The sequence below is a fragment of the Stenotrophomonas sp. 28608_Sma genome, from assembly GCF_056486185.1.
In genome coordinates this window covers 3,684,453-3,705,073 of record NZ_CM151308.1, presented here as the reverse complement: position 1 = coordinate 3,705,073, position 20,621 = coordinate 3,684,453, and the positions used below count along the sequence as shown (strand labels likewise).

Genomic DNA, 20,621 nt, shown 5'->3' with positions numbered 1-20,621 from the left:
GGCGGCTACCGGTCCTGCCGGCCAGCGGCCGGCACTACCCGCCCCGGGCAATTGCCGAATTCGCGTCAACACCTTGACGCGGCCTGCCTATAATGGCCGCCTCGATCAAGGAGTGACGACATGAGCGGTCCGGCACGGCGGAAGCGGTGGGGATGGGCGGCGGCTGTACTGGCAGGAGGCCTGTTGCTGGGCCTGGCCGGTTGCCGCAACGACAGCGGGCAGCTGCCCAAGGCCAGCGGTGAAGCGATCACCACCCGGGCCGAGCAGGTGAAGGAGTTCACCCTGCTGCGTGCCTACCCGGACCAGAAGAATGACGGCCTGTCGCTGGCGCTGGAGTTCTCGCGCCCACTGGTCGGCACCCAGGATTTCGACAAGCTGGTGCGCTTCGAAGAGAAGGTCGGCACCGACGACAGCAGCTGGACGCTGTCCGATGACGGCCTGACCCTGCGTTACCCGTTCGTCGAGGCTGGCAAGGAGTTCAGCCTGGTGGTCTCGCCGGACCTGCTGGCCGCCGATGGCAGCCGCCTGGGCAAGGAACTGAAGCAGAAGGTGTTCAGCGGCGAGCTGAAGCCGGTGGTCGGTTTCGCCTCGCAGGGCAGCGTGTTGCCGGCCAAGGACAGCCGTGGCCTGCCGGTGGTCTCGGTGAACGTGCCCGAGGTTGACGTCGAATTCCTGCGCGTGCGCGAGAAGGACCTGCCGACCTTCTTCAGCCAGTACCAGCGCGGCGGCCGCCGCGGCAGCTGGGAGCTGAGCAGCGACTACGAGCGCAGCCCGATCAACAAGCTGGCCGAGCCGGTCTACGTCAACCGCTTCATCCTGGGGGGCAAGAAGAACGAGCGGGTGCTGACCTACCTGCCGACCCAGGACATCAAGGAACTGCAGGAGCCGGGCCTGTACTTCGCCCTGCTCAAGCGCACCGGTGACTACGAAGGCGAGTTCGATACCGCGTTCTTCTCGGTCAGCGACATCGGCCTGCATACCCGTGCCTACAAGGACAAGCTGTTCGTGCACACCGCCGGCCTCAAGGACGGCGCGCCGCTGAAGGGCATCGACCTACGCGTGCTGGATGCCAAGGGCGAAGTGGTGCTGAAGGGCAGCACCGACGGCAACGGCAATGCGCTGCTGAACTACACGCTGGATGCCACCCACGTGCTGGTCGCCAGCACGGGCAAGGACACCAGCTTCCTGCCGTTCAACCAGCCGGCGCTGGACCTGAGCGAATTCGCCGTGGCCGGCCGTGACAATGCCTGGTTCGACGTCTATGCCTGGTCCGGGCGCGACCTGTATCGCCCGGGCGAAACCGTGCGCCTGTCCGCCCTGCTGCGCGACAACGATGGCAAGCCGGTCAAGGCTCAGCCGGTGTTCCTGCGCCTGAAGCAGCCCGACGGCAAGACCTTCCGCGAGACCCGCCTGCAGCCGGGCGAGCAGGGCTACATCAATTTCGAGCAGGTGATCCCCGCCGAGGCGCCGACCGGGCGCTGGCAGGTCGAGTTCCGCACCGACCCGGCGAGCAAGGAAGCGATCCAGGGCATTACCCTGCGCATCGAGGAGTTCCTGCCCGAGCGCATGAAGCTGGACCTGGACAGCGCACAGAAGACGCTGAAGCCGGGTGAGGACCTGCGCCTGCAGGCCAATGGCGCCTACCTGTACGGGGCGCCGGCCGACGGCAACCGTTTCACCGCGCGCATGGCGGTGGCCGCCGAGCAGCAGCCGGTCGAGGGCCTGCCGGGCTACTTCTTCGGTGACCCGACCCTGCAGCTGCCGCGCGAAGCCAAGGACGTGATCGATACCACGCTGCCGGCCAATGGCCAGCTGCGTGAGGACGTTGCGTTGCCGGAAGAGGCGGCCAAGGCCAAGGCACCGGTCGCCGTGGTGCTGTCCGGCAGCCTGTATGAAACCGGTGGCCGCACGGTCACCCGTACCCTGAAGCGGGTGATGTGGCCGGCCAACGCGCTGGTCGGCGTGCGCCCGCTGTTCAACCCCGAGGATGGCGCCGACTCCAACGGCAATGCACGCTTCGAGCTGATGCGCGTGGATGCTGCGGGCACACCGCAGCCGGCCAAGGGCCTGAAGATCACCCTGGTGCGCGAGCTGCGCGACTACCACTGGACCTTCAACGACAACCGCTGGGACTACGATTTCACCCGCCGCTTCGAGAACAAGGAAACGCGCACCGTCGACGCCGGCAGCAGCGCGGTCGCCTTCGATTTCCCGGTGGAGTGGGGCGAGTACCGGGTGGACGTGTTCGATCCGTCCACCGGCCTGACCAGCCGCTACCCGTTCCGTGCCGGCTGGAGCTGGGGCGATGACAACCGCGGCCTGGACGCGCGCCCGGACAAGGTCAAGCTGGGCCTGGACAAGACCGGGTACAAGGCCGGTGACACGCTGGAGGTGACGGTGACCCCGCCGCATGCCGGCAAGGGCATCCTGATGGTCGAGACCGACCGCATGCTGTACGTGCAGGACATCGAGGCCAAGCCGGGTTCGACCTTCAAGATTCCGGTCACCGCCGACTGGGAGCGCCACGACGTCTACATCACCGCACTGGTGTTCCGCGGCGGCAGCGCGCCGAGCAAGATCACCCCGGCGCGTGCCGTGGGCGTGGTGCATGTGCCGATGGACCGCAAGGGCCGCACCGTGGCGGTCGGCCTGGTGGCGCCCAAGCAGATGCGCCCGGAACAGGACCTGCCGGTGACGGTCAGTGCACCGCAGCTGGCCGGCAAGATGGCGCACGTCACCGTCTCGGCGGTGGACGTGGGCATCCTCAACATCACCCGCTTCCCGGTGCCCGATGCCGGTGCGCACTTCTTCGCCCAGCGTCGCCTCGGCATTGATGCCTATGACATCTACAGCCGGGTGATCGAGAGCTTTGACGGCGGTGCCGGCAAGCTGAAGTTCGGTGGCGACATGGCGCTGCAGGCATTGCCGCAGGCCAAGCGCCCGACTGCGCGCGTGCAGACCGTGGACCTGTTCTCCGGCCCGGTGCAGCTCGATGCCAAGGGCATCGCCCGCATCCGCCTGAAGGTGCCGGACTTCAACGGCACCCTGCGGGTGTCGGCACTGGTCTACAGCGATGACCAGTACGGCAAGCGCGATGTGGAAACCGTGGTGCGCGCGCCGATCCTGGCCGAAGCCAGCATGCCGCGCGTGCTCGCCCCGGGCGACCGCAGCACCGTGACCCTGGACGTGCAGAACTTCACCGGCAAGCCGGGCCAGTTCAACGTGAAGGTGGAAAGCGAAGGCCCGCTGAACCTGGGCGAGGGCAGCCGCAGCGTGCAGTTGAATGCCGATGCCAAGACAACGCTGAGTTTCCCGCTGTCCGCGCGTGAGGGCCACAGCGTGGCCAAGGTGCGGGTGCGGGTGGACGGCAACGGCTTCAAGGCCGATCGCCGTTACGACCTGCCGGTGCGTGCGGCGTGGCCGCAGGTGCTGCGTTCGCAGGTGCGCACGCTTGATCCGCTGGCCGCGGTCAGCCTCGACAACAGCCTGACCGATGGCCTGATGTCCGAGTCGGTGAATGCCCGCCTGCTGGTCAGCCCGCTGCCGCCGATCCCGTTCGCCAGTGCGCTGCAGGCCGCGCTGAACTACCCGTACGGCTGTGCCGAGCAGACCACCAGCAAGGGCTACGCCGCGCTGATCCTGGACCAGGCGACGTCGTCGATGCTCGGTGCCGATGGCCTGGATGCCAAGACCCGCCGCGAGCGCATGGAAGGTGCGTTCGGTCGCCTGGCGTCGATGCAGGTGGCCAACGGCAACTTCTCGATGTGGGGTGACGACGGCTACGTGAACCCGTGGCTGACCCCGTACATCACCGAGTTCCTGCTCGATGCCAAGGACGCCGGTTTTGCGGTGCCCGACAACGTGCTGCAGAAGGCGCTCAACCGTCTCAGCGAGGATCTGCTGTCCGGTGGCAATCAGTTCTACGGCCAGGACGACCGCGAGAAGCTGAAGTTCGCCAATCAGGCGTATTCGGGCTACGTGCTGGCCAGGGTCAACCGTGCGCCGCTGGGTACCCTGCGCACGCTGTACGACAACGAGCGCAGCAAGGCGGTCGGCGGCCTGTCGCTGGTCCATCTGGGCGTGGCGCTGTCGCTGCAGGGTGACGCCAAGCGTGGCCAGGCTGCGCTGGCCGCAGCCTTCGCCAAGTCCAGCAGCGAACGTCCGTCGTACTTCGGCGACTATGGCAGCGCCATCCGTGATGACGCGCTGATGATCGCGCTGACGCACGAGAACAAGCTGGCCAAGCCGGCCTGGGATGCCCGTGCGGTTGACCTCGGCCGAGGCCTGGATGCGCGCCGCAATGCCGGCTGGATGTGGCTGAGTACGCAGGAGCAGGTGGCCATCGCCCGTCTTGGCAAGGCCCTGGCCGCCAACCAGAAGGCACTGGTGGCCGGTGAACTGGTGATTGGTGGCAACACCGAAGCCATCGGTGAGCGCAAGCTGTTCGGCCGCAACTTCAGTGCCAGCGAACTGGCCAGTGGCGTGCGCTTCACCCCGCAGGGCCAGCCGCCGATGTTCGCCAGCATCGACGTGGCCGGCATCCCGCGCAGTGCGCCGGCACCGGACAACAGCGTGCTGGGCATTGAGCGCAGCTACTTCGGCACCGATGGTAAGCCGTGGTCGCCGCGTCCGCTGAAGGAAGGCGAAGCGCTGATCGTGCGCGTCACCGTCACCGCCGACACCACGATGCCCGATGCACTGCTGACCGACCTGCTGCCGGCCGGCCTGGAGATCGAGAACTTCAACCTGGGCGATGCCAAGCAGTGGGCCGACGTGGTGGTTGATGGCATCACCATCAGCGACCGCGGCGAAGCTGCCGACACCAAGCACGAAGAGTTCCGCGACGACCGCTATGTGGCTGCGCTGAAGCTCTCGCGTGGCAGCAAGGCCAACGTGTTCTATCTGGTGCGTGCGGTGACCCCGGGTACCTACTCGGTGCCGCCGCCGCTGGTGGAGGACATGTACCGGCCGCAGCTGCGTGGCGTCGGCCGTAGCAACCCGACCACGATCACGGTGGTACAGCCGTGACCGCGCGGACGGGCCGCGACGGCGCGGCCCGTCCCGCTGGCAAGCTCCAATCCGGCACGCTGCAATGAAGAAGACGATGTCGATCCGGCTGGCGGCCCTGCGCCGCCGGTTGCGGCCGCTGTGGCCGTGGCTGCGCTGGGGCACGGCCGCCACGCTGGCGCTGCTGCTGGTGCTGGATTTCGCCTTCCCGCCGCCGCTGCCGAAGCAGCGCGATACCAGCACCCTGGTGGTGGCTGCCGACGGTACGCCGCTGCGTGCGTTCGCCGATGCCGAGGGCGTGTGGCGCTATCCGGCATCGATCGACAGCGTCTCGCCGCTGTACCTGCAGGCGCTGCTGACCTACGAGGACCGCTGGTTCTGGCGCCATCCGGGCATCAACCCGCTGGCCATCCTGCGTGCCAGCGGCCAGCTGCTGCGCGGCGGCCGCATTGTGTCCGGTGGCTCGACCCTGACCATGCAGGTCGCGCGCATCCTCGATCCGCATACGCGCACGCCCTGGGGAAAGCTCAAGCAGATGCTGCGCGCGGTGCAGCTGGAAGTGCATCTGAGCAAGCAGCAGATCCTGGCCCTGTATCTGGAGCGCGCGCCCTACGGTGGCACCATCGAGGGCGTGGAAGCGGCCAGCTGGGCCTATCTGGGCAAGCCGGCGGCGCAGCTGTCACATGCCGAGGCCGCGTTGCTGGCGGTACTGCCACAGGCACCAAGCCGGCTGCGCCCGGACCGCCACCCGGAAGCCGCGCAGAAAGCGCGCGACAAGGTGCTGTCACGCATGGCCGAACTGGGCGCGTGGACGCCGGAGGAAGTGCAGGATGCGCGCATCGAGAACGTGGTGGCACGCTCGCTGCGACCTCCGATGCACGCCGCGCTGCTTGCGCAGCGCCTGCATTCGGCGCATCCAGGACAGGCACGCATCCAGAGCAGCATCGACATCGGACTGCAGCGCACGCTGGAAGAGCGCGTGGCCAGCTATTTCTCGACGCTGCCCGAGCGCACCTCTGCCGCGTTGCTGGTAGTCGACAACCAGACCCTGCAGGCGCGTGCCTATGTCGGCACGTTGTCCTTCGGAGACCGTCAGCGGCTCGGCCACGTCGACATGGTGCAGGCCTGGCGCTCGCCGGGCTCCACGCTGAAACCGTTCCTGTATGCAATGGCGCTGGACGATGGCCTGATCCATTCGGAAAGCCTGCTGGTTGATGCGCCACAGAGTTTCGGCAGCTACCGGCCCGGCAATTTCGACATGGCCTTCAATGGGCCGATCGGCGCGTCCAGTGCGTTGCGCCTGTCGCTCAACGTGCCCTCGGTGGACCTGCTGCAGCAGGTCGGGGCCGCGCGCTTCGCCGCGCGCCTGTCGCACTCCGGCATCCAGCTGCGTTTCCCGCCGGGCAGCACGCCCAACCTGTCTTTGATTCTGGGCGGCACCGGTGCGCGGCTGGAAGATCTGGTCGGTGCGTTCGCCGCGCTCAACCGCAACGGCATCGCCGGGCGCGTGCGCTACACCGATGACGAACCGATGATCGAGCGGCGCCTGGCCTCGCCGGGCGCAAGCTGGATCGTGCGCGAGATGCTGGAATCGAACCCTCGCCCGGGCTACAGCGTCGGCACCTTCGATGTCGGTGGACGCCCGCGCGTGGCGTGGAAGACCGGCACCAGTTACGGGTACCGCGATGCGTGGGCGATCGGCAGCACGCGCCACTACACCGTGGGCGTGTGGGTGGGCCGGCCGGACGGCACACCGCTACCGGGCCAGTACGGCGCGGTGACCGCGCTGCCGCTGATGTTCGAAGTGGTGGACAGCCTGCCGCGCCAGCGCGGCGATTCGGCTGCTGCACCGATGCCGGCCAGTGTCAGCCAGGAAGACATCTGCTGGCCCACCGGCGAACGCGCCGAAGGCCTGCCGACGGCACTGTGCCAGCGGCGGATGTCGGCCTATCTGCTGGACGGCGCGGCACCACCGACCTTCCCCGAGCGCGAGGCGCGGCGCTGGCAGCCGGGGCGGCAGCGTTACCTGGCCGACGCGCGGACCGGACTGCGTGTATCGGCCGATTGCCGTAATCCACATGAGGAAGTAGCGCGCGAGATCGCGCGCTGGCCGGCGTTGTTGTCACCGTGGCTGCCCAAGGCCACGCGCGCTGCCTCGCAGTTGCCGGCGCTGTCGCCGGATTGCCGCGACGACGGGCGTGAGGCCAGCGTGGCCCTGCACATCGATGGCCTCAATGATGGCGCCACGCTGGCGCGTGCGCCAAACTCGGAACATGGCGTGCGCCTGCAGCTGCGCGCGCTGGGCAGCGAACAGGTGGTGGACTGGTTGCTGGATGGACGCTGGATCGCACAGACCCACGGCGCGCAGTTGATGCAGCGCGAATTCGCCGAGCCGGGTGCACACACCCTGACCGCGCTGGCGACCGACGGCGCGTGGACGCAGGTGCGGTTCAACGTTCTCCGCTAGATGCCGGCCTTGGTCGGCGCGCGGCCCAACGCCAACGACACCGCCGTGCTCTGGTAGGTGCCAACCTTGGTTGGCACGCGGCAAAGACGCCCACCAAGGTGGGCATCTACCAGATCATTCCCCGATCCACCCATCCAACAGGTCGGCGAACTCGTCGGCGTGTTCCTCTTCCTGCGCCAGTATCTCTTCAAGGATGCGCTTGGTGGTGGTATCGCGGTCGCCGATGAAGTTGATCATCTCGCGGTAGCTGTCGATGGCGATGCGTTCGGCCACCAGGTTCTCGCGCACCATGTCGCGCAGGTCGCTGCCTTCCTTGTACTCGGCATGCGAGCGCGCGGTCAGCGTGTCGGGGTTGAAGTCCGGCTCGCCGCCGAGCTGGACGATGCGCTCGGCCAGCTTGCCGGCGTGCGCCTGTTCCTGCTGTGCATGTTCGAGGAATTCGGCTTTCACCGCGTCGGCCAGCATGCCCTTGGCCATGAAGTAGTGCCGGTAGTAGCGCAGCACGCATACGTACTCGGTGGCCAACGCATCGTTGAGCAGCTTGATCACGACCTTGCGGTCGGCGCTGTAGCTGTCGGTGATCGCACCGTCTTCGATATTGCGACGGGCGCGTTCGCGCAGGGTCTTGCGGTCACTGATGCCGGGCACCTTTGCGGCAGGCTTTGCGGCTTTGGCTGGCTTGGTGGACATGGCTGGCCGTTTCCTCTTGCGGTGGAAGATCAGGTTGGCAGGTGCTCCAGCACGTATTCGGCCGAAGACACTTCGAACTGGCCGGGCTGCTCGATCCAGGCCGCACGCACCACGCCATCCACCACGTACAGGGCGAAACGGCGTGAGCGGATGCCCATGCCCGAGGCGCTGGCGTCGAGCTCCAGGCCGAGCGCACGGGTCAGTTCGGCATTGCCGTCGGACAGCATCAGCAGGCCGTCGGGCACGCTCTGGTCGGCGGCCCAGGCCTTCATCACGAACGGGTCGTTGACCGCCATGCAGTAGACATCGATGCCGCGCTGGCGGAACGCCTGGAATTTCTCGACGTAGCCGGGCAGGTGGCGCGCCGAGCAGGTCGGGGTGAACGCGCCGGGCACGGCGAACAGCACCACCTTGCGTGCGTCGAACAGCGAATGCGTATCGAGCGTTTCAATGCCCTCGCGGATGCGCTTGAGGGTCACTTCCGGAATGCGGTCGCCGACATGGATGGTCATGGGGAACTCCTTGCTGGGGCAGGCTAGTGGGCCGGATGGGACAGGGGCGTCAAGACATTGGAAAACCCGTGTGCAGGCCCCATCTTCAGGCTTTGCGGCGGGGGCTTCCAGCCACAGCGTGGCGCATGGGGATGGCAGTCGCATTGCGCAGGATCAGTCGGCCTCACCGTGGCCGCACGAGGGGCGGCGTAGCATGCCGGCGCGTAGAATGAACCCGGGGCGGCGCCACCGGCGCGGCCGAAGCAGATCGAGGTAGCTGGATGGAATTCAAGGATTACTACGCCACCCTGGGGGTGGAACCGAGCGCGGGCGAGGCGGAGATCAAGACCGCCTACCGCCGGCTGGCACGCAAGTACCACCCGGACGTCAGCAAGGAGGCCGGGGCCGAAGACAAGTTCAAGGCGGTCAACGAGGCCTACGAGGCGCTGCGCGATCCGGAAAAGCGCGCGGCCTACGACCAGCTGCGCGCGCAGGGCTATCGCCCGGGCGAGGAGTTCAACGTGCCGCCGAACTATGGTGGTGCTGGCGGTTTCAATTTCGAGGAAGTATTCGGCGGTGGCGGCCCCAATGGAGGCTTCAGCGACTTCTTCGAGAGCCTGTTCGCGCGCCAGCGTGGCGGTGGTGGCGCTGGTCCGGGGCCGGGCTTCAGCAGCCAGGGCCACGCGCCCAACCGCGACACCCGCGCCAAGCTGTCGGTTCCGCTGGAAGCGGCCTACAGCGGCGACAGCCTGCGCATCACCGTCAACGGCAAGCAGCTGGACGTGCGCGTGCCCAAGGGTATCCGCCCGGGCCAGGTGATCCGCCTGGCGGGGCAGGGCAACCATGGCGGCAACCTCCTGCTGGAAGTGGAATACGCCGCCCACCCGCAGTTCGAGGTCGATGGCCGCAACATCCTCTACACGCTGCCGGTCACGCCGTGGCAGGCCGCGCTGGGCACCAGCATCAGCGTGCCGACCCTGGGTGGAGCGGTGGAATTGAAGATTCCGGCCGATTCCGATGCTGGCCGCAAGCTGCGCCTGCGTGGCCGTGGGCTGCCAGGCAATCCGGAGGGCGACCAGATCGTCGAGATCGAGATCGTGGCCCCGGCCGCGACTGACGAGGCGCAGAAGAAGGCGTACCGGAACCTGGCCAAGGCCTTCGGCGAGACCATTTGAAGGTAGTGCCGGCCGCTGGCCGGCAACTTCATTGCCCGGGACGGTGATGCGTGGTTGCCGGCCAGCGGCCGGCACTACCGCGCGTGCCTCAGCCCTGCCCGGCGAACACCCGTTCCAGCACCTCGGACAGCTCGTCTTCCGAGAACGGCTTGGTGATGTAGGCCTTGGCGCCCTGGCGCATGCCCCACATGCGGTCGGTGTCCTGGTCCTTGGTGGTCACCAGGATCACCGGGATATGCCGGGTCGCCTCGTCGCGGGCGAGGGTGCGGGTGGCCTGGAAGCCATTGAGGTTGGGCATCACCACGTCCATCAGGACCAGGTCGGGCAGCTCGGCCTTGGCGGTTTCGACCCCGGCGGCGCCATCGGTGGCGGTCAGGATCTGGTGCCCGAGCTTCTCGACGATGCGCTGTATCCCCAACAGCTGCGACGGTGAGTCGTCGACGATCAGAATGCGTGCCATGTTGTTCCCCATGTAATGCCCGCAGTGTAGTGCGGGCCCATTACTGGCGGGAGGGGCGCATCTGCCGTCCGTCGCCTGCCTGCGACGTTCAGTCGATCCGCACCACGGTGCGGCCCAGCGAACCGCCCGCCAGCATCCGTTCGAACACGGCAGGAAGGCCATCGAGGCCGACTTCGGCGGTGCAGATGCGGTCCAGCTGCTGCGGCTTCCAGTCACTGCCCAGCCGCGACCACACTTCTTCGCGCAGCCCGCGCGGTGCATTGGCCGAGGACACGCCCAGCAGTGACACGCCGCGCAGGATGAACGGCATCACCGTCATGTCCAGCGTCGGGCTGGCCGCGAGGCCGGCACTGACCACGCTGCCGTAGGGCACGGTCTGCGCCAGCAGGCTGGCAAGCATGTCGCCTCCGGCATTGTCGAGGCCCCCGCCGAAGCGGGCCGACTGCAGTGGGCCGGTATCGGACAGTGCCTCGCGCGGCAGTACTTCGCTGGCGCCGATGTCGTGCAGGAAACCGGTCTGTTCGGGTTTGCCGCTGACCGCGTGCACGGTGTAGCCGGCACGGCTGAAGATGGACAGCGCCAGCGCGCCCACACCGCCGCTGGCGCCGGTGACCGCCAGCGGGCCGAGCTCCGGGGTCTGCCGGTTGTCCTGCAGGCGCAGCAGCGCCAGCGCTGCCGTGAAGCCGGCGGTGCCCAGCACCATCGCCTCACGCGGGGTCAGTCCGGCCGGCTGGGCGATCACCGCACGCGACTCCAGCCGCACATACTGGCTGTAGCCGCCATCGCGGGTCTCGCTGAGGCCGCAGCCGGTGGCCAGTACCGCATCGCCTTCACGCCAGGCCGGGTCGGTGCTGGCGACCACGGTACCGGCTACGTCGATCCCGCCGACCAGCGGGAAACGGCGCAGGATCCTGCCTTTGCCGGTGCCGGCCAGGGCATCCTTGTAGTTGACTGAAGACCAGTGGGCGCGGATCAGTACCTGGCCGGGGTTGAGGTCGTCGACATTGAGCTGGGCCAGGCCGCTGCGGTAGCCGGCGTCGTCGTTTTCGATGCGGAAGGCGGTGAACGGGGTGGTGGGGGCCATCGGCGTTGCCTGACTTCGAGGAAAACGCCACCTTACCCCGTTGCCCCCCTTTCGATCCTGCCGATCCGCCCCATCTTGTATGATCGGTGATGGTTTCACGGCTGGTGGTGCGGGAAGGGCCCGCGCCGCAGCCCAAATCTTGATGGAGCGTGCATGGCCTGGAATACACCCGGCGGCAACAAGGGCGGACAAGGCCCCGAGGACAATCGACGCGGGCCCTTCGGGTCGCGCGGCGGTGGCAATGGTGGTGGCTGGGGCGGACTGCCCGGGCCGCTGAAGGACCTGTTCGACGGTGGCATCATGCGTTGGGTGGTGGCGGCTGTCGTGTTGCTGGTGCTGTTCTCCAGCTTCCAGCTGATCGGCGAACAGCAGCGTGGCGTGGTGCTGCGCTTCGGCCAGTTCTCGCGCATCCTGCAGCCCGGCCCGAACTTCAAGCTGCCGTGGCCGATCGAATCGGTCACCAAGGTCAATGCCACCGAGATCAAGACCTTCTCGATCCAGGTGCCGGTGCTGACCCGCGACGAGAACATCGTCAACGTCTCGCTGAACGTCCAGTACCGCATCGACGACCCGCAGCAGTACCTGTTCGGCACGGTCGATGCCAACCAGGTGCTGGAGCAGTCGGCGCAGAGCGCGGTGCGCGAGGAAGTCGGCCGTGCCGACCTCAACGCGGTACTGAACAACCGTGGCCCGTTGGCCGTGGCCGCCGAGGAGCGCCTGCAGGCGCTGCTGAAGGCGTTCAAGACCGGCCTGACCGTGACTGGCCTGACCCTGCAGGACGCCCGTCCGCCGGAGGAAGTGAAGCCGGCCTTCGACGAGGTCAACGGTGCCCAGCAGGTCAAGGAACGCCTGATCAACGAAGCCCAGGCCTATGCCGCCAAGGTCGTGCCGGAAGCCCGAGGCCAGGCCTCGCGTGCCCGTACCACCGCCGAAGGCTACAAGCAGGCCGTGGTGTCCAAGGCCGAGGGTGACGCGCAGCGCTTCAGCCTGTTGCAGGCCCAGTACAAGGACGCCCCGGAAGTGACCCGCAAGCGCCTGTGGCTGGAGACCGTGCAGCAGGTGCTGAGCGAGAACCGCAAGGTGATCGGTGGCGATGGCCGCCAGCTGATCTACGTGCCGATGACCGGCGATACCCGTCCCACCACCTCGGCGCCGCCGGGAGTGACCAATCCGGAGGTGGTGATGCCGTCGCTGCCGGGTGCAGCGGCGGAAGCTTCCCGTGATCCGGGCCGGCCGGTGGGCCGCCCGACCGGGCGACCGAGCGGCCGTGAGGAGGGCAGCCGATGAAGAGTCCTATCTGGATCGCCGTGATCGTGGCGGTGGTGCTGGGCCTGCTTGGCTCGGTGTACGTGGTCCGTGAGGACCAGACCGCCATGGTGCTGAACCTGGGCAAGGTGGTGCGTTCGGACATCAAGCCGGGCCTGCACTTCAAGGTGCCGGTGGTGGAAACGGTGAAGGTCTTCGACCGCCGCTTCCAGGTGCTCGACACCGCCCCGGCGCGTTACTTCACCGCCGAGCAGAAGGACGTCAGCGTCGACTTCTTCGCCATCGGCTACATCTCCAACGTGGGTGACTACTTCCGTGCCACCGGTGGCGATCCGCGCATCGCCAATGCCCGCCTGGCACCGATCATCACCGACTCGCTGCGCAACCAGATCAACTCGCGCACCCTGCAGCAGCTGGTCTCCGGCGACCGCAGCGAGCTGATCGCCGAGCAGCTGAAGGGGATCAACGAAGCGGTGGCCGGCCTCGGCATGCAGATGATCGACCTGCGCATCAAGCAGGTGGACCTGCCCACCGACAGCCAGGTGATCAATGACGTGTACGAGCGCATGCGCGCCCAGCGCAAGCAGGAAGCGGCCAAGCTGCGTGCGGAGGGCGAGGAGCAGTCGCTGACCATCCGCGCCCAGGCCGACCGTGACAGCACCGTGCTGATCGCCGAAGCCGAGCGTGATGCCCAGCGCCTGCGCGGTGAAGGCGATGCCGATGCGGCGCGCATCTACGGCAAGGCCGGCTCGGCCGACCCGTCGTTCTATGCGTTCTACCGCAGCCTGGAGGCCTACCGTGGCTCCATGACCGACGGCAACGGCGTGATCGTGCTCGACAAGAACGACCCGTTCCTGCAGTACCTGAAGAACGACCGCTGAGGTCGCAGGGCAGTACCCCACGGGGCCCGGCCAGATGCCGGGCCCCGTGCTTTTTCCGGAGTCCCCCATGAAAGATCTGTTCGCCGCCGTCTGCCTGGTGGCGGTGCTGGAAGGCCTGTTCCTGTTCGTCGCCCCGTTCGCCTGGAAGCGCATGGCCGAGCGCCTGCTGGACCTGCCCAGCCCAGCCCTGCGCAGCTTCGGCGGGCTGGTGCTGCTGGCCGGCCTGAGCCTGCTGTGGTGGGCGCGGCATTGAAAGGGTAGTGCCGGCCAGCGGCCGGCACGACCGGGAGGTGCCTGACCGGCCGGTACATGCGTGGCCCGGCTCTGGTAGCTGCCAACCTTGGTTGGCATTGCCGGCCAGCGGCCGGCACGACCGGGAGGTGCCTGACCGGCCGGTACATGCGTGGCCCGGCTCTGGTAGATGCCAACCTTGGTTGGCATTGCCGGCCAACGGCCGGCACGACCGGGCGGGGCGGCTGACCGGCCGGTGAAGCCGTCCGTCGGAAAGGTGGCACCCGACCCCGGAAACCCGGATAATGCACAAAAGCCGGACGGGCCTCCCCGTTCGGCTTTTTCCGTGTCTGGGCCTTCCATCGCCGGCTGCTCCCCGTTTGGAGCCGCCCTCCAGGTGCTGGCCAGCCCCGCCACGGTTCAACCGTCCGCGGCCCCGATGGCCGCAACATATGAGGAGCCCGTCATGGGTCAGTCTGTCGTAGTGTTGGGTGCCCAGTGGGGCGATGAAGGCAAGGGCAAGATCGTCGATCTGCTCACTGAGGAAATCGGCGCCGTCGTGCGCTTCCAGGGCGGCCACAATGCCGGCCACACCCTGGTCATCAACGGTAAGAAGACCGTCCTGCACCTGATCCCGTCGGGCATCCTGCGTGACGATGCGCTGTGCCTGATCGGCAACGGCGTGGTGATCTCGCCGGCCGCGCTGCAGAAGGAAATCGCCGAGCTGGAAGCCTCCGGCGTGGAAGTGCGTTCGCGCCTGAAGATCTCCCCGGCCGCGCCGCTGATCATGCCGTACCACATCGCCCTGGACCAGGCGCGCGAGCGCGCTGCCGGCGGCAAGGCGATCGGCACCACCGGCCGTGGCATCGGCCCGGCCTACGAAGACAAGGTGGCGCGTCGCGGCATCCGCATCGCCGACCTGCATTACCCGAAGCAGCTGGAAGAACTGCTGCGCACCGCGCTGGATTACCACAACTTCGTGCTGACCAAGTATCTGAACACCGATGCGGTCGATTTCCAGAAGACCTTCGACGAAGCGCTGGCCTTCGGCGAATACGTGCAGCCGATGAAGTCCGACGTGGCCGGCATCCTGCACGACCTGCGCAAGCAGGGTAAGCGCGTGCTGTTCGAAGGCGCGCAGGGTGCGCTGCTGGACATCGACCACGGCACCTACCCGTACGTCACCAGCTCCAACACCACCGTCGGTGGTGCACTGGCCGGTTCCGGCGTCGGCGCCGATTCGATCGACTACGTGCTGGGCATCGCCAAGGCCTACGCCACCCGCGTTGGCGGCGGCCCGTTCCCGACCGAACTGGACGACGAAGTCGGCCAGGGCATCCGTGACCGCGGCGCCGAGTACGGTGCCTCGACCGGCCGTCCGCGTCGCTGCGGCTGGATGGACATCGTCGCGCTGAAGCGCGCCGTGGCCATCAACGGCATCAGCGGCCTGTGCATCACCAAGCTGGACGTGCTGGATGGCATGGAAAAGCTGAAGGTCTGCATCGCCTACGAATACAACGGCAAGCGCACCGAGTACGCGCCGCTGGACGCGCAGGGCTGGGAAGACTGCACCCCGGTGTACCTGGAGTTCCCGGGCTGGAGCGAGAACACCCACGGCATCACCCAGTGGGACGAGCTGCCGCCGGCGGCACGCGCCTACCTGCGTTCGCTGGAAGAGCTGGCCGGCTGCCCGATCAGCATCGTCTCCACCGGCCCGGACCGCGACCACACCATGGTCCTGCAGGATCCGTTCGCCTGAGGTAGCGCCGGGCGCTGCCCGGCGTAGGTGACAGTAAGAGCCCCGCGAAAGCGGGGCTTTTTCGTTACTGTGTCGGCACGGCCAGCAGGGAAATGACGTGATGACCCGGATGTCAGCGTGAAGGGCGTAACGGTGGTGCGGATCACCCTGTGGGTGATGTGGAGCCTGTGGGCGCTTGCCTGCGCGGTGCTGGTGCTGGGCGCGATCGCCAACCACATGGCCTCACGCACGCAGGTGCTGCCTCTGGTGCTGAGCCCGGGTGCGACGGCCGAGGTCACGGTCTACCGCTTCATCGATGACCAATTGCGGCTGCGCCTGCGTTACGCGGATGACGGTACTTCCACGGCGATCGATCCTGAGGTGCGCCTGCGCGTGGAAACCCCGACAGATCAGACCGACTTCCGCGCCGAAACGCGTTCGGGCGTGCCGGGTTCCGGCATCACCCGCGCGCTGGAATCGGTTGAGCCTGCTGGATTTGCCGCCTCGTACTTCGGTTATGGCCGGGGGGATGCGCTGCCGCGCGGGCGCTCGTGGCTGCGGCTGACTGTGCTGGAGGTCGACCCGGCGCTGGCCGGTCGCACGGCCTCGGTGGAACTGCTGCCACCGATGGACGTACTGAAGCTGACCGACCTGGACTACGCGTGGCTGTGGCCGTTCTTCTTCTGGAAGGTGGCGGCGTTGTTCCTGCTGATTCCGGGCGCTGCGCTGGTGGCATTCACCATCACCTTGCGGCACTGGCAGCGTCAGGCGTCGAAGCCGCCTGTTTCAACAGCGGATACGGATTGATCGACTCTCCCTTCCACCACTGTCTTTCCGGGCCCAGCACGTGCACCTCGAAATGCAGGTGCGGGGCCTCGGCGCTGGCGTTACCGGTGCTGCCCACGTAACCGATCACCTCTCCGCGCTTGATCACCTGCTTCTCCGCCAGGCCATCGGCGTAGCGCTGCAGATGCGCGTAGTAGTAGCACCAGCGCCCGCTGGGCTCGAACTGGTAAATCGTCAAGCCGCCGCGCTCGCTGTCGAACAGTTTTTCAACCGTTCCATCGGCCACCGCCAGCACCGGCGTACCGGTATCGGCCATGATGTCGATGGCATCGTGCACGCGACCCTCGCTGCGCGCATCGGTGAACGTGTCGCGCAGCTGGGAGGCCAGGACGCCCTGTACCGGCAGCAGCAGACCCGACGGCGCATCCGCAGTCCGCGCGGCTGACGGTGCGGTGGCGGCGGGGGCAGGGGCCGTGTCGAGCGGCGCTACGGATCCCTTGGCCGGCGCCACAGCTGCTGCCGGTTGTGCTTCCGGCAGCGATTCGGCTACCGGCTCGCCTGCATCGCGGCGCAGCCACCAGCCTGCACCCAGCCCCAGCAGAACGCCCAGCACGATCAGTTGCGAAAGGCGCATCGGCTCACTCCTGCATCACCACGGGTACCGAGGTATCCACGGCATCGGCCACGCGCAGCGCATCCCAGTTGGTCATGCGCACGCAGCCATGCGATTCGGTCTTGCCCACATGGCCGGGTTCGGGCGTGCCATGCAGGCCGTAATGCGGCTTGGACAGATCGATCCAGACCCGCCCGACCGGATTGTTCGGGCCCGGTGCCAGGGTGGCCTTCTTTTCGCCCTTGCGGGCATCCCAGAACAGTTTCGGGTTGTAGTGGAACGGCGGGTCGCGGTAAACGCCCAGGATCTTCCATTCGCCGATCGGTAACGGGTCGTGCTGGCTGCCCGACGACACCGGCACCTGTGCGATCACCTTGCCCTGCGCATCCAGCAGCTGCAGCGTGGAGTCGGATTTGTCGACCACGATCTTCGCCGCCTTTGGCAATGCGGCCAGTGCGATGTTGGGTACCTGGATGCGGCTGCCAGCCTTGGTCAGGTCCACGCCGGGATTGAGCGCCTTCATCAGCTCAGGGGAGGCATGGAAGCGCTCGCCGAGGGCTTCTTCCACACTGCCGTAGCCCAGCGATGTGAGCTTGGCCTGGGCGGCGGGCCCTTTCGGAGTGGCCTGGAACGGACCGGCGACATCCTCAGCAGTCAGCGTGTAGCTGGCCAGCGGCCCAACGGTATCGGCCTGCAGGGCCTTCCAGGTGGTGTCGTCCAGTTCGCCCGTTACGTCCAGCCCATGCGCTGCCTGGAAACCCGACACCGCGCGTCGCTGGTTGCTGCCCACTTCGCCGTCGATCTGGCCAGGGGAGAAGTTCGCGCGATCCAGCAGCACCTGGGCGTGCAGCGCGGAGTGGGGTGCGGTGTCCGGTCCGGCCGTTTCGGCAATGGGTGCGGGCAGGTGGGGCGGCGGCGCCTGCGCGAAGGCTGGCGACGCCAGCAGCGAGAGAGCGAGCAGGGTGGATCGGGACACGGGCAAGGGCATTGGGATCTCCAGCAGGTCACGCCACCACCTTGCCCGCAGCAGCCGCCGAGCCACCGTGAAAGGGATCTGACGTCCGCATGAGCAGTCGCGCCCACCGCAGTCAATTCCCGTGTCCAGAAGCGGCCGGGCCGGGGCTCACCAAGGTGAACGGTGGCCGACGCTATCGACGGACGGCGATCAAGATTGCCTGCCGGGCCGCCGATAAGGGCGCATCCCCCCGTTTTGGATACCCCCATGAACTACTTGAGGAACGTCAGGGTTGCCTGGCGTCTTGGGCTGGGCTTTGGCCTGTTGCTGCTGCTGGTTGCCGCCGTGGTGGCCACCGGCGCCACCGCCAGTGTCGTGCAGAAGCGCGCGATGCAGCAGGTGGTCGACGTCAGCGTAGCCAAGGTGCGCCTGTTGTCGCAGATGCTCGATGCCAACAACCAGATGATGGTGGTGCGTCGCGAGATGCTGATCCGCCAGGGCGACGACCGTGGCCACGACGAGCAGCGCATCGCCGATCTGGTGAAGCGCTACGAGGCCAGCTGGACCGCCTATCAGGCGCTGCCCAGCGACGCCGACGGCAAGGCCATCGCTGAAACCATCGCCGCCAAGCGTGCCATTGCGCGTCCACTCAACAAGCAGACCAGCGAACTGATGGAGCAGGGCGACTACCCGGGCGCCATAGCGCTGACCCTGGGCCCGGTGCAGGAAGCGGCAAACGGCTGGAACAAGGCGCTGTCCGATGGCGTGGACTTCGAAGAGAAGGAAAGCCGTGAGGCAGCCGCCGAGGCGATCCGCCTGGGCGAGCGCAGCCTGCTGCAGCTGCTGGTGCTGGGCGGCGTCGCGCTTCTGGTGGGCATCGGTGCCTCGGTGATGATCGGCCGCAGCCTGACCGGCCCGCTGGCCCGCGCGGTGAACCTGGCCGAGCGCCTGTCCAAGGGCCAGCTGGACCAGGAGTTCCGCCTTGGTGGCCGTGACGAACTGACCCAGCTGGGCGAGGCGATGGCCAGCGTGCGGCAGAGCGTGCAGGCGGCGATCGGCGCGCAGCTGCAGATGGCCGAACAGCATGAGGCCGGTGCGATCCGCTATCGCATGGACGCCAGTGCGTTCCCCGGTGATTTCGGCCGCATGGTGCAGGCCACCAACAGCCTGGTCGAATCGCACGTCCAGGTGGAGATGCTGATGGCCGAGGTGATGCAGCGCTACGCCATCGGTGACCTCAGCCGTGATCTGCCGGACTACCCGGGCGAGAAGGGCACACTGACCCGCACCCTGGCGGCGGTGAAGCAGAGCCTGATGGCGATCAACGCGCAGATCGATGAACTGGCCCGCGCCGCACGCGCCGGTGATTTCAGCATGCGTGGCGATGCCGCAGCGTTCCAGTACCAGTTCAAGGCGATGGTCGAGCACCTCAACGGCATGATGGCCAGTTCGCAGGCCAGCATCGCCGACGTCTCCGACGTGCTGCGTGCAATCTCGCACGGCGACCTGACCGCACGCATGGAGGGCGAGTACGACGGTGTGTTCGCGCGCATGCGCGACGACGCCAACACCACCACCGCACAGCTGACCGGCATCGTGCGGGGCATCCAGGTGGCCGCCGACAGCATCAACAACGCAGCGCAGGAACTGGCCGCCGGCAACAACGACCTGTCGCGCCGCACCGAGCAGCAGGCCGCCAACCTGGAAGAGGCCGCAGCATCGATGGAGGAGCTGACCTCCACCGTGCGCCAGAATGCCGAGCTGGCCCGTCAGGCCGACAGCGAAGCGCATGCCGCCGGTGCCGCAGTGCGCGAGACCGAGCAGGCAATGGCACAGATGGCATCGGTGATGGGCGAGATCGATCAGTCATCGGCACGCATCTCGGAGATCTCCACGGTGATCGACGGCATCGCGTTCCAGACCAACATCCTGGCGCTGAATGCTGCGGTGGAAGCCGCCCGTGCGGGCGAGCAGGGCCGTGGGTTTGCCGTGGTTGCCAGCGAAGTGCGCACGCTCGCACAGCGTGCCGGTGTCGCCGCCAAGGAGATCAAGGAACTGATCGAAGATGCCGCTGCGAAGGTGAAGAGCGGCCTGGCAGTGACGGTCGAATCGGAAGCCGCGATCGCGCGCGTAGCCCAGGCAAGTTCGCGCACCACCCAGCTGATGAGCGACATCGCAGCGGCCAGCAAGGAACAGGCCGCCGGTATCGAGCAGGTCAACCAGGTGGTGGTGCAGATGGACCAGGTGACCCAGCAGAACGCTGCGCTGGTGGAAGAAGCCACCGCGGCGAGCCGCGCGCTGGAAGAACAGGCGCATGCGCTGACCACGTCGGTTTCGGTGTTCAAGGTGGAGCAGGGCGCGCGCATGCCCATCATGCCTGCTCAGGCGGCGTAAGCAACCTGCGACTGGATGTTGGATGGCGCCCTGCATGCGCTCCCGCGTGCAGGGCGTCGATGCGCGCAACCGGTCCGTGCCGTTGGCTAGCGCCCGCGCGCGGCGCGTTCGATCAGCCAGCCGGCTGCGTACAGCAACAGCAGTGTTGGCGGAAGCAGCACTGCATACGCGGTCGACCAGGGTTTGCCGTACAGCAGGCTGCCTGCGCCGATGGCATCGAGTGCGGCGGACTGTAGGGTGATGGGAAGCGCCATCAGGATATAGGTGCCCTTCGGGTCCGCGTCCGACTGCGCGCCGTGAACCAGCCATGCGGTCAACAGCAGGTAGACCACGCAAAGCGCAAGACCGGTCCAGCTCAGTAATCGCCGCATCTTCATTCGCAT

General features: G+C 67.3%; 16 protein-coding genes. 9 read left to right on the top strand and 7 right to left on the bottom strand.

Translation table 11 applies throughout. The annotated features are described in order from the left end of the window. Positions 1-120: 120 nt before the first annotated feature. Together ACZLHH_RS17530 and pbpC are read left to right on the top strand one after the other, a co-directional pair. Positions 121-5,028 (top strand): alpha-2-macroglobulin family protein, encoded by a 4,908-nt coding sequence (locus tag ACZLHH_RS17530; protein ID WP_180844193.1) that lies wholly within the window; start codon positions 121-123, stop codon positions 5,026-5,028. A gap of 64 nt (positions 5,029-5,092) precedes the next feature. Further along, positions 5,093-7,474, top strand: coding sequence for a penicillin-binding protein 1C (gene pbpC / locus ACZLHH_RS17525; RefSeq protein WP_180844194.1), 2,382 nt, complete (start codon positions 5,093-5,095; stop codon positions 7,472-7,474). 114 nt (positions 7,475-7,588) lie between these two features. On the opposite strand, the gene ACZLHH_RS17520 is transcribed toward pbpC, so the two are convergent. Together ACZLHH_RS17520 and ACZLHH_RS17515 are read right to left on the bottom strand one after the other, a co-directional pair. Further along, positions 7,589-8,164, bottom strand: a complete 576-nt coding sequence (locus ACZLHH_RS17520) for a ferritin-like domain-containing protein (protein ID WP_049421227.1) — start codon at positions 8,162-8,164, stop codon at positions 7,589-7,591. Between the two features lie 29 nt (positions 8,165-8,193). Further along, positions 8,194-8,676, bottom strand: a complete 483-nt coding sequence (locus tag ACZLHH_RS17515) for a peroxiredoxin (RefSeq protein WP_032127816.1) — start codon at positions 8,674-8,676, stop codon at positions 8,194-8,196. 260 nt (positions 8,677-8,936) lie between these two features. Between ACZLHH_RS17515 and ACZLHH_RS17510 the strand changes: the two genes are divergently transcribed. Continuing rightward, complete coding sequence (locus ACZLHH_RS17510) at positions 8,937-9,830, top strand: DnaJ C-terminal domain-containing protein (RefSeq protein ID WP_032127817.1); 894 nt, start codon at positions 8,937-8,939, stop codon at positions 9,828-9,830. An 88-nt stretch (positions 9,831-9,918) separates the two neighbouring features. Here the strand turns inward: ACZLHH_RS17510 and pilH are convergent, their stop codons facing one another. Continuing rightward, positions 9,919-10,290 carry a twitching motility response regulator PilH gene (gene pilH, locus ACZLHH_RS17505; RefSeq protein WP_005410644.1) on the bottom strand — a complete coding sequence of 124 codons (372 nt, stop codon included), beginning with the start codon at positions 10,288-10,290 and terminating at the stop codon, positions 9,919-9,921. An 88-nt stretch (positions 10,291-10,378) separates the two neighbouring features. Next, positions 10,379-11,374, bottom strand: a complete 996-nt coding sequence (locus ACZLHH_RS17500; protein WP_180844195.1) for a YhdH/YhfP family quinone oxidoreductase — start codon at positions 11,372-11,374, stop codon at positions 10,379-10,381. Positions 11,375-11,527: 153 nt separating this feature from the next. On the opposite strand from ACZLHH_RS17500, the gene hflK reads away from it, so the two are divergent. The 5 genes from hflK to ACZLHH_RS17475 all read left to right on the top strand — a co-directional run bounded on the left by hflK (position 11,528) and on the right by ACZLHH_RS17475 (position 16,297). Continuing rightward, on the top strand, positions 11,528-12,661 hold the full coding sequence (gene hflK, locus ACZLHH_RS17495; RefSeq protein WP_049401370.1) for an FtsH protease activity modulator HflK: 1,134 nt from the start codon (positions 11,528-11,530) through the stop codon (positions 12,659-12,661). Beyond that, positions 12,658-13,521 carry a protease modulator HflC gene (gene hflC, locus ACZLHH_RS17490; RefSeq protein ID WP_010482785.1) on the top strand — a complete coding sequence of 288 codons (864 nt, stop codon included), beginning with the start codon at positions 12,658-12,660 and terminating at the stop codon, positions 13,519-13,521. The genes hflK and hflC overlap by 4 nt, the downstream gene beginning before the upstream one ends. A 67-nt stretch (positions 13,522-13,588) precedes the next feature. Next, complete coding sequence (locus ACZLHH_RS17485) at positions 13,589-13,774, top strand: DUF2065 domain-containing protein (protein ID WP_005410640.1); 186 nt, start codon at positions 13,589-13,591, stop codon at positions 13,772-13,774. A 444-nt stretch (positions 13,775-14,218) separates the two neighbouring features. Next, on the top strand, positions 14,219-15,511 hold the full coding sequence (locus tag ACZLHH_RS17480; RefSeq protein ID WP_049421231.1) for an adenylosuccinate synthase: 1,293 nt from the start codon (positions 14,219-14,221) through the stop codon (positions 15,509-15,511). 117 nt (positions 15,512-15,628) lie between these two features. After that, on the top strand, positions 15,629-16,297 hold the full coding sequence (locus ACZLHH_RS17475) for a hypothetical protein (RefSeq protein WP_180844196.1): 669 nt from the start codon (positions 15,629-15,631) through the stop codon (positions 16,295-16,297). Here the strand turns inward: ACZLHH_RS17475 and ACZLHH_RS17470 are convergent. After that, positions 16,233-16,910, bottom strand: a complete 678-nt coding sequence (locus ACZLHH_RS17470) for a M23 family metallopeptidase (RefSeq protein ID WP_180844197.1) — start codon at positions 16,908-16,910, stop codon at positions 16,233-16,235. The two genes, ACZLHH_RS17475 and ACZLHH_RS17470, sit on opposite strands and share 65 nt — an antisense overlap. 4 nt (positions 16,911-16,914) lie before the next feature. Further along, positions 16,915-17,877, bottom strand: a complete 963-nt coding sequence (locus tag ACZLHH_RS17465) for a L,D-transpeptidase family protein (RefSeq protein WP_180844198.1) — start codon at positions 17,875-17,877, stop codon at positions 16,915-16,917. A gap of 234 nt (positions 17,878-18,111) precedes the next feature. On the opposite strand from ACZLHH_RS17465, the gene ACZLHH_RS17460 reads away from it, so the two are divergent. Next, positions 18,112-20,238 (top strand): methyl-accepting chemotaxis protein, encoded by a 2,127-nt coding sequence (locus tag ACZLHH_RS17460; protein WP_180844199.1) that lies wholly within the window; start codon positions 18,112-18,114, stop codon positions 20,236-20,238. A gap of 86 nt (positions 20,239-20,324) precedes the next feature. Here the strand turns inward: ACZLHH_RS17460 and ACZLHH_RS17455 are convergent, their stop codons facing one another. Further along, positions 20,325-20,615: a hypothetical protein gene (locus tag ACZLHH_RS17455; RefSeq protein WP_107432237.1), complete on the bottom strand. Its 291-nt coding sequence runs from the start codon at positions 20,613-20,615 to the stop codon at positions 20,325-20,327. Positions 20,616-20,621 lie beyond the last annotated feature (6 nt).

Bases quoted from the DNA above. Each gene is read 5' to 3' on its own strand.
- hflK (WP_049401370.1), top strand. From the start codon at position 11,528: ATGGCCTGGAATACACCCGGCGGCAACAAGGGCGGACAAGGCCCCGAG.
- ACZLHH_RS17480 (WP_049421231.1), top strand. From the start codon at position 14,219: ATGGGTCAGTCTGTCGTAGTGTTGGGTGCCCAGTGGGGCGATGAAGGC.
- ACZLHH_RS17500 (WP_180844195.1), bottom strand. From the start codon at position 11,374: ATGGCCCCCACCACCCCGTTCACCGCCTTCCGCATCGAAAACGACGAC.
- ACZLHH_RS17510 (WP_032127817.1), top strand. From the start codon at position 8,937: ATGGAATTCAAGGATTACTACGCCACCCTGGGGGTGGAACCGAGCGCG.
- ACZLHH_RS17485 (WP_005410640.1), top strand. From the start codon at position 13,589: ATGAAAGATCTGTTCGCCGCCGTCTGCCTGGTGGCGGTGCTGGAAGGC.
- ACZLHH_RS17460 (WP_180844199.1), top strand. From the start codon at position 18,112: ATGAACTACTTGAGGAACGTCAGGGTTGCCTGGCGTCTTGGGCTGGGC.
- pbpC (WP_180844194.1), top strand. From the start codon at position 5,093: ATGAAGAAGACGATGTCGATCCGGCTGGCGGCCCTGCGCCGCCGGTTG.
- hflC (WP_010482785.1), top strand. From the start codon at position 12,658: ATGAAGAGTCCTATCTGGATCGCCGTGATCGTGGCGGTGGTGCTGGGC.
- ACZLHH_RS17530 (WP_180844193.1), top strand. From the start codon at position 121: ATGAGCGGTCCGGCACGGCGGAAGCGGTGGGGATGGGCGGCGGCTGTA.
- ACZLHH_RS17520 (WP_049421227.1), bottom strand. From the start codon at position 8,164: ATGTCCACCAAGCCAGCCAAAGCCGCAAAGCCTGCCGCAAAGGTGCCC.
- ACZLHH_RS17470 (WP_180844197.1), bottom strand. From the start codon at position 16,910: ATGCGCCTTTCGCAACTGATCGTGCTGGGCGTTCTGCTGGGGCTGGGT.
- ACZLHH_RS17455 (WP_107432237.1), bottom strand. From the start codon at position 20,615: ATGAAGATGCGGCGATTACTGAGCTGGACCGGTCTTGCGCTTTGCGTG.
- ACZLHH_RS17465 (WP_180844198.1), bottom strand. From the start codon at position 17,877: ATGCCCTTGCCCGTGTCCCGATCCACCCTGCTCGCTCTCTCGCTGCTG.
- pilH (WP_005410644.1), bottom strand. From the start codon at position 10,290: ATGGCACGCATTCTGATCGTCGACGACTCACCGTCGCAGCTGTTGGGG.
- ACZLHH_RS17515 (WP_032127816.1), bottom strand. From the start codon at position 8,676: ATGACCATCCATGTCGGCGACCGCATTCCGGAAGTGACCCTCAAGCGC.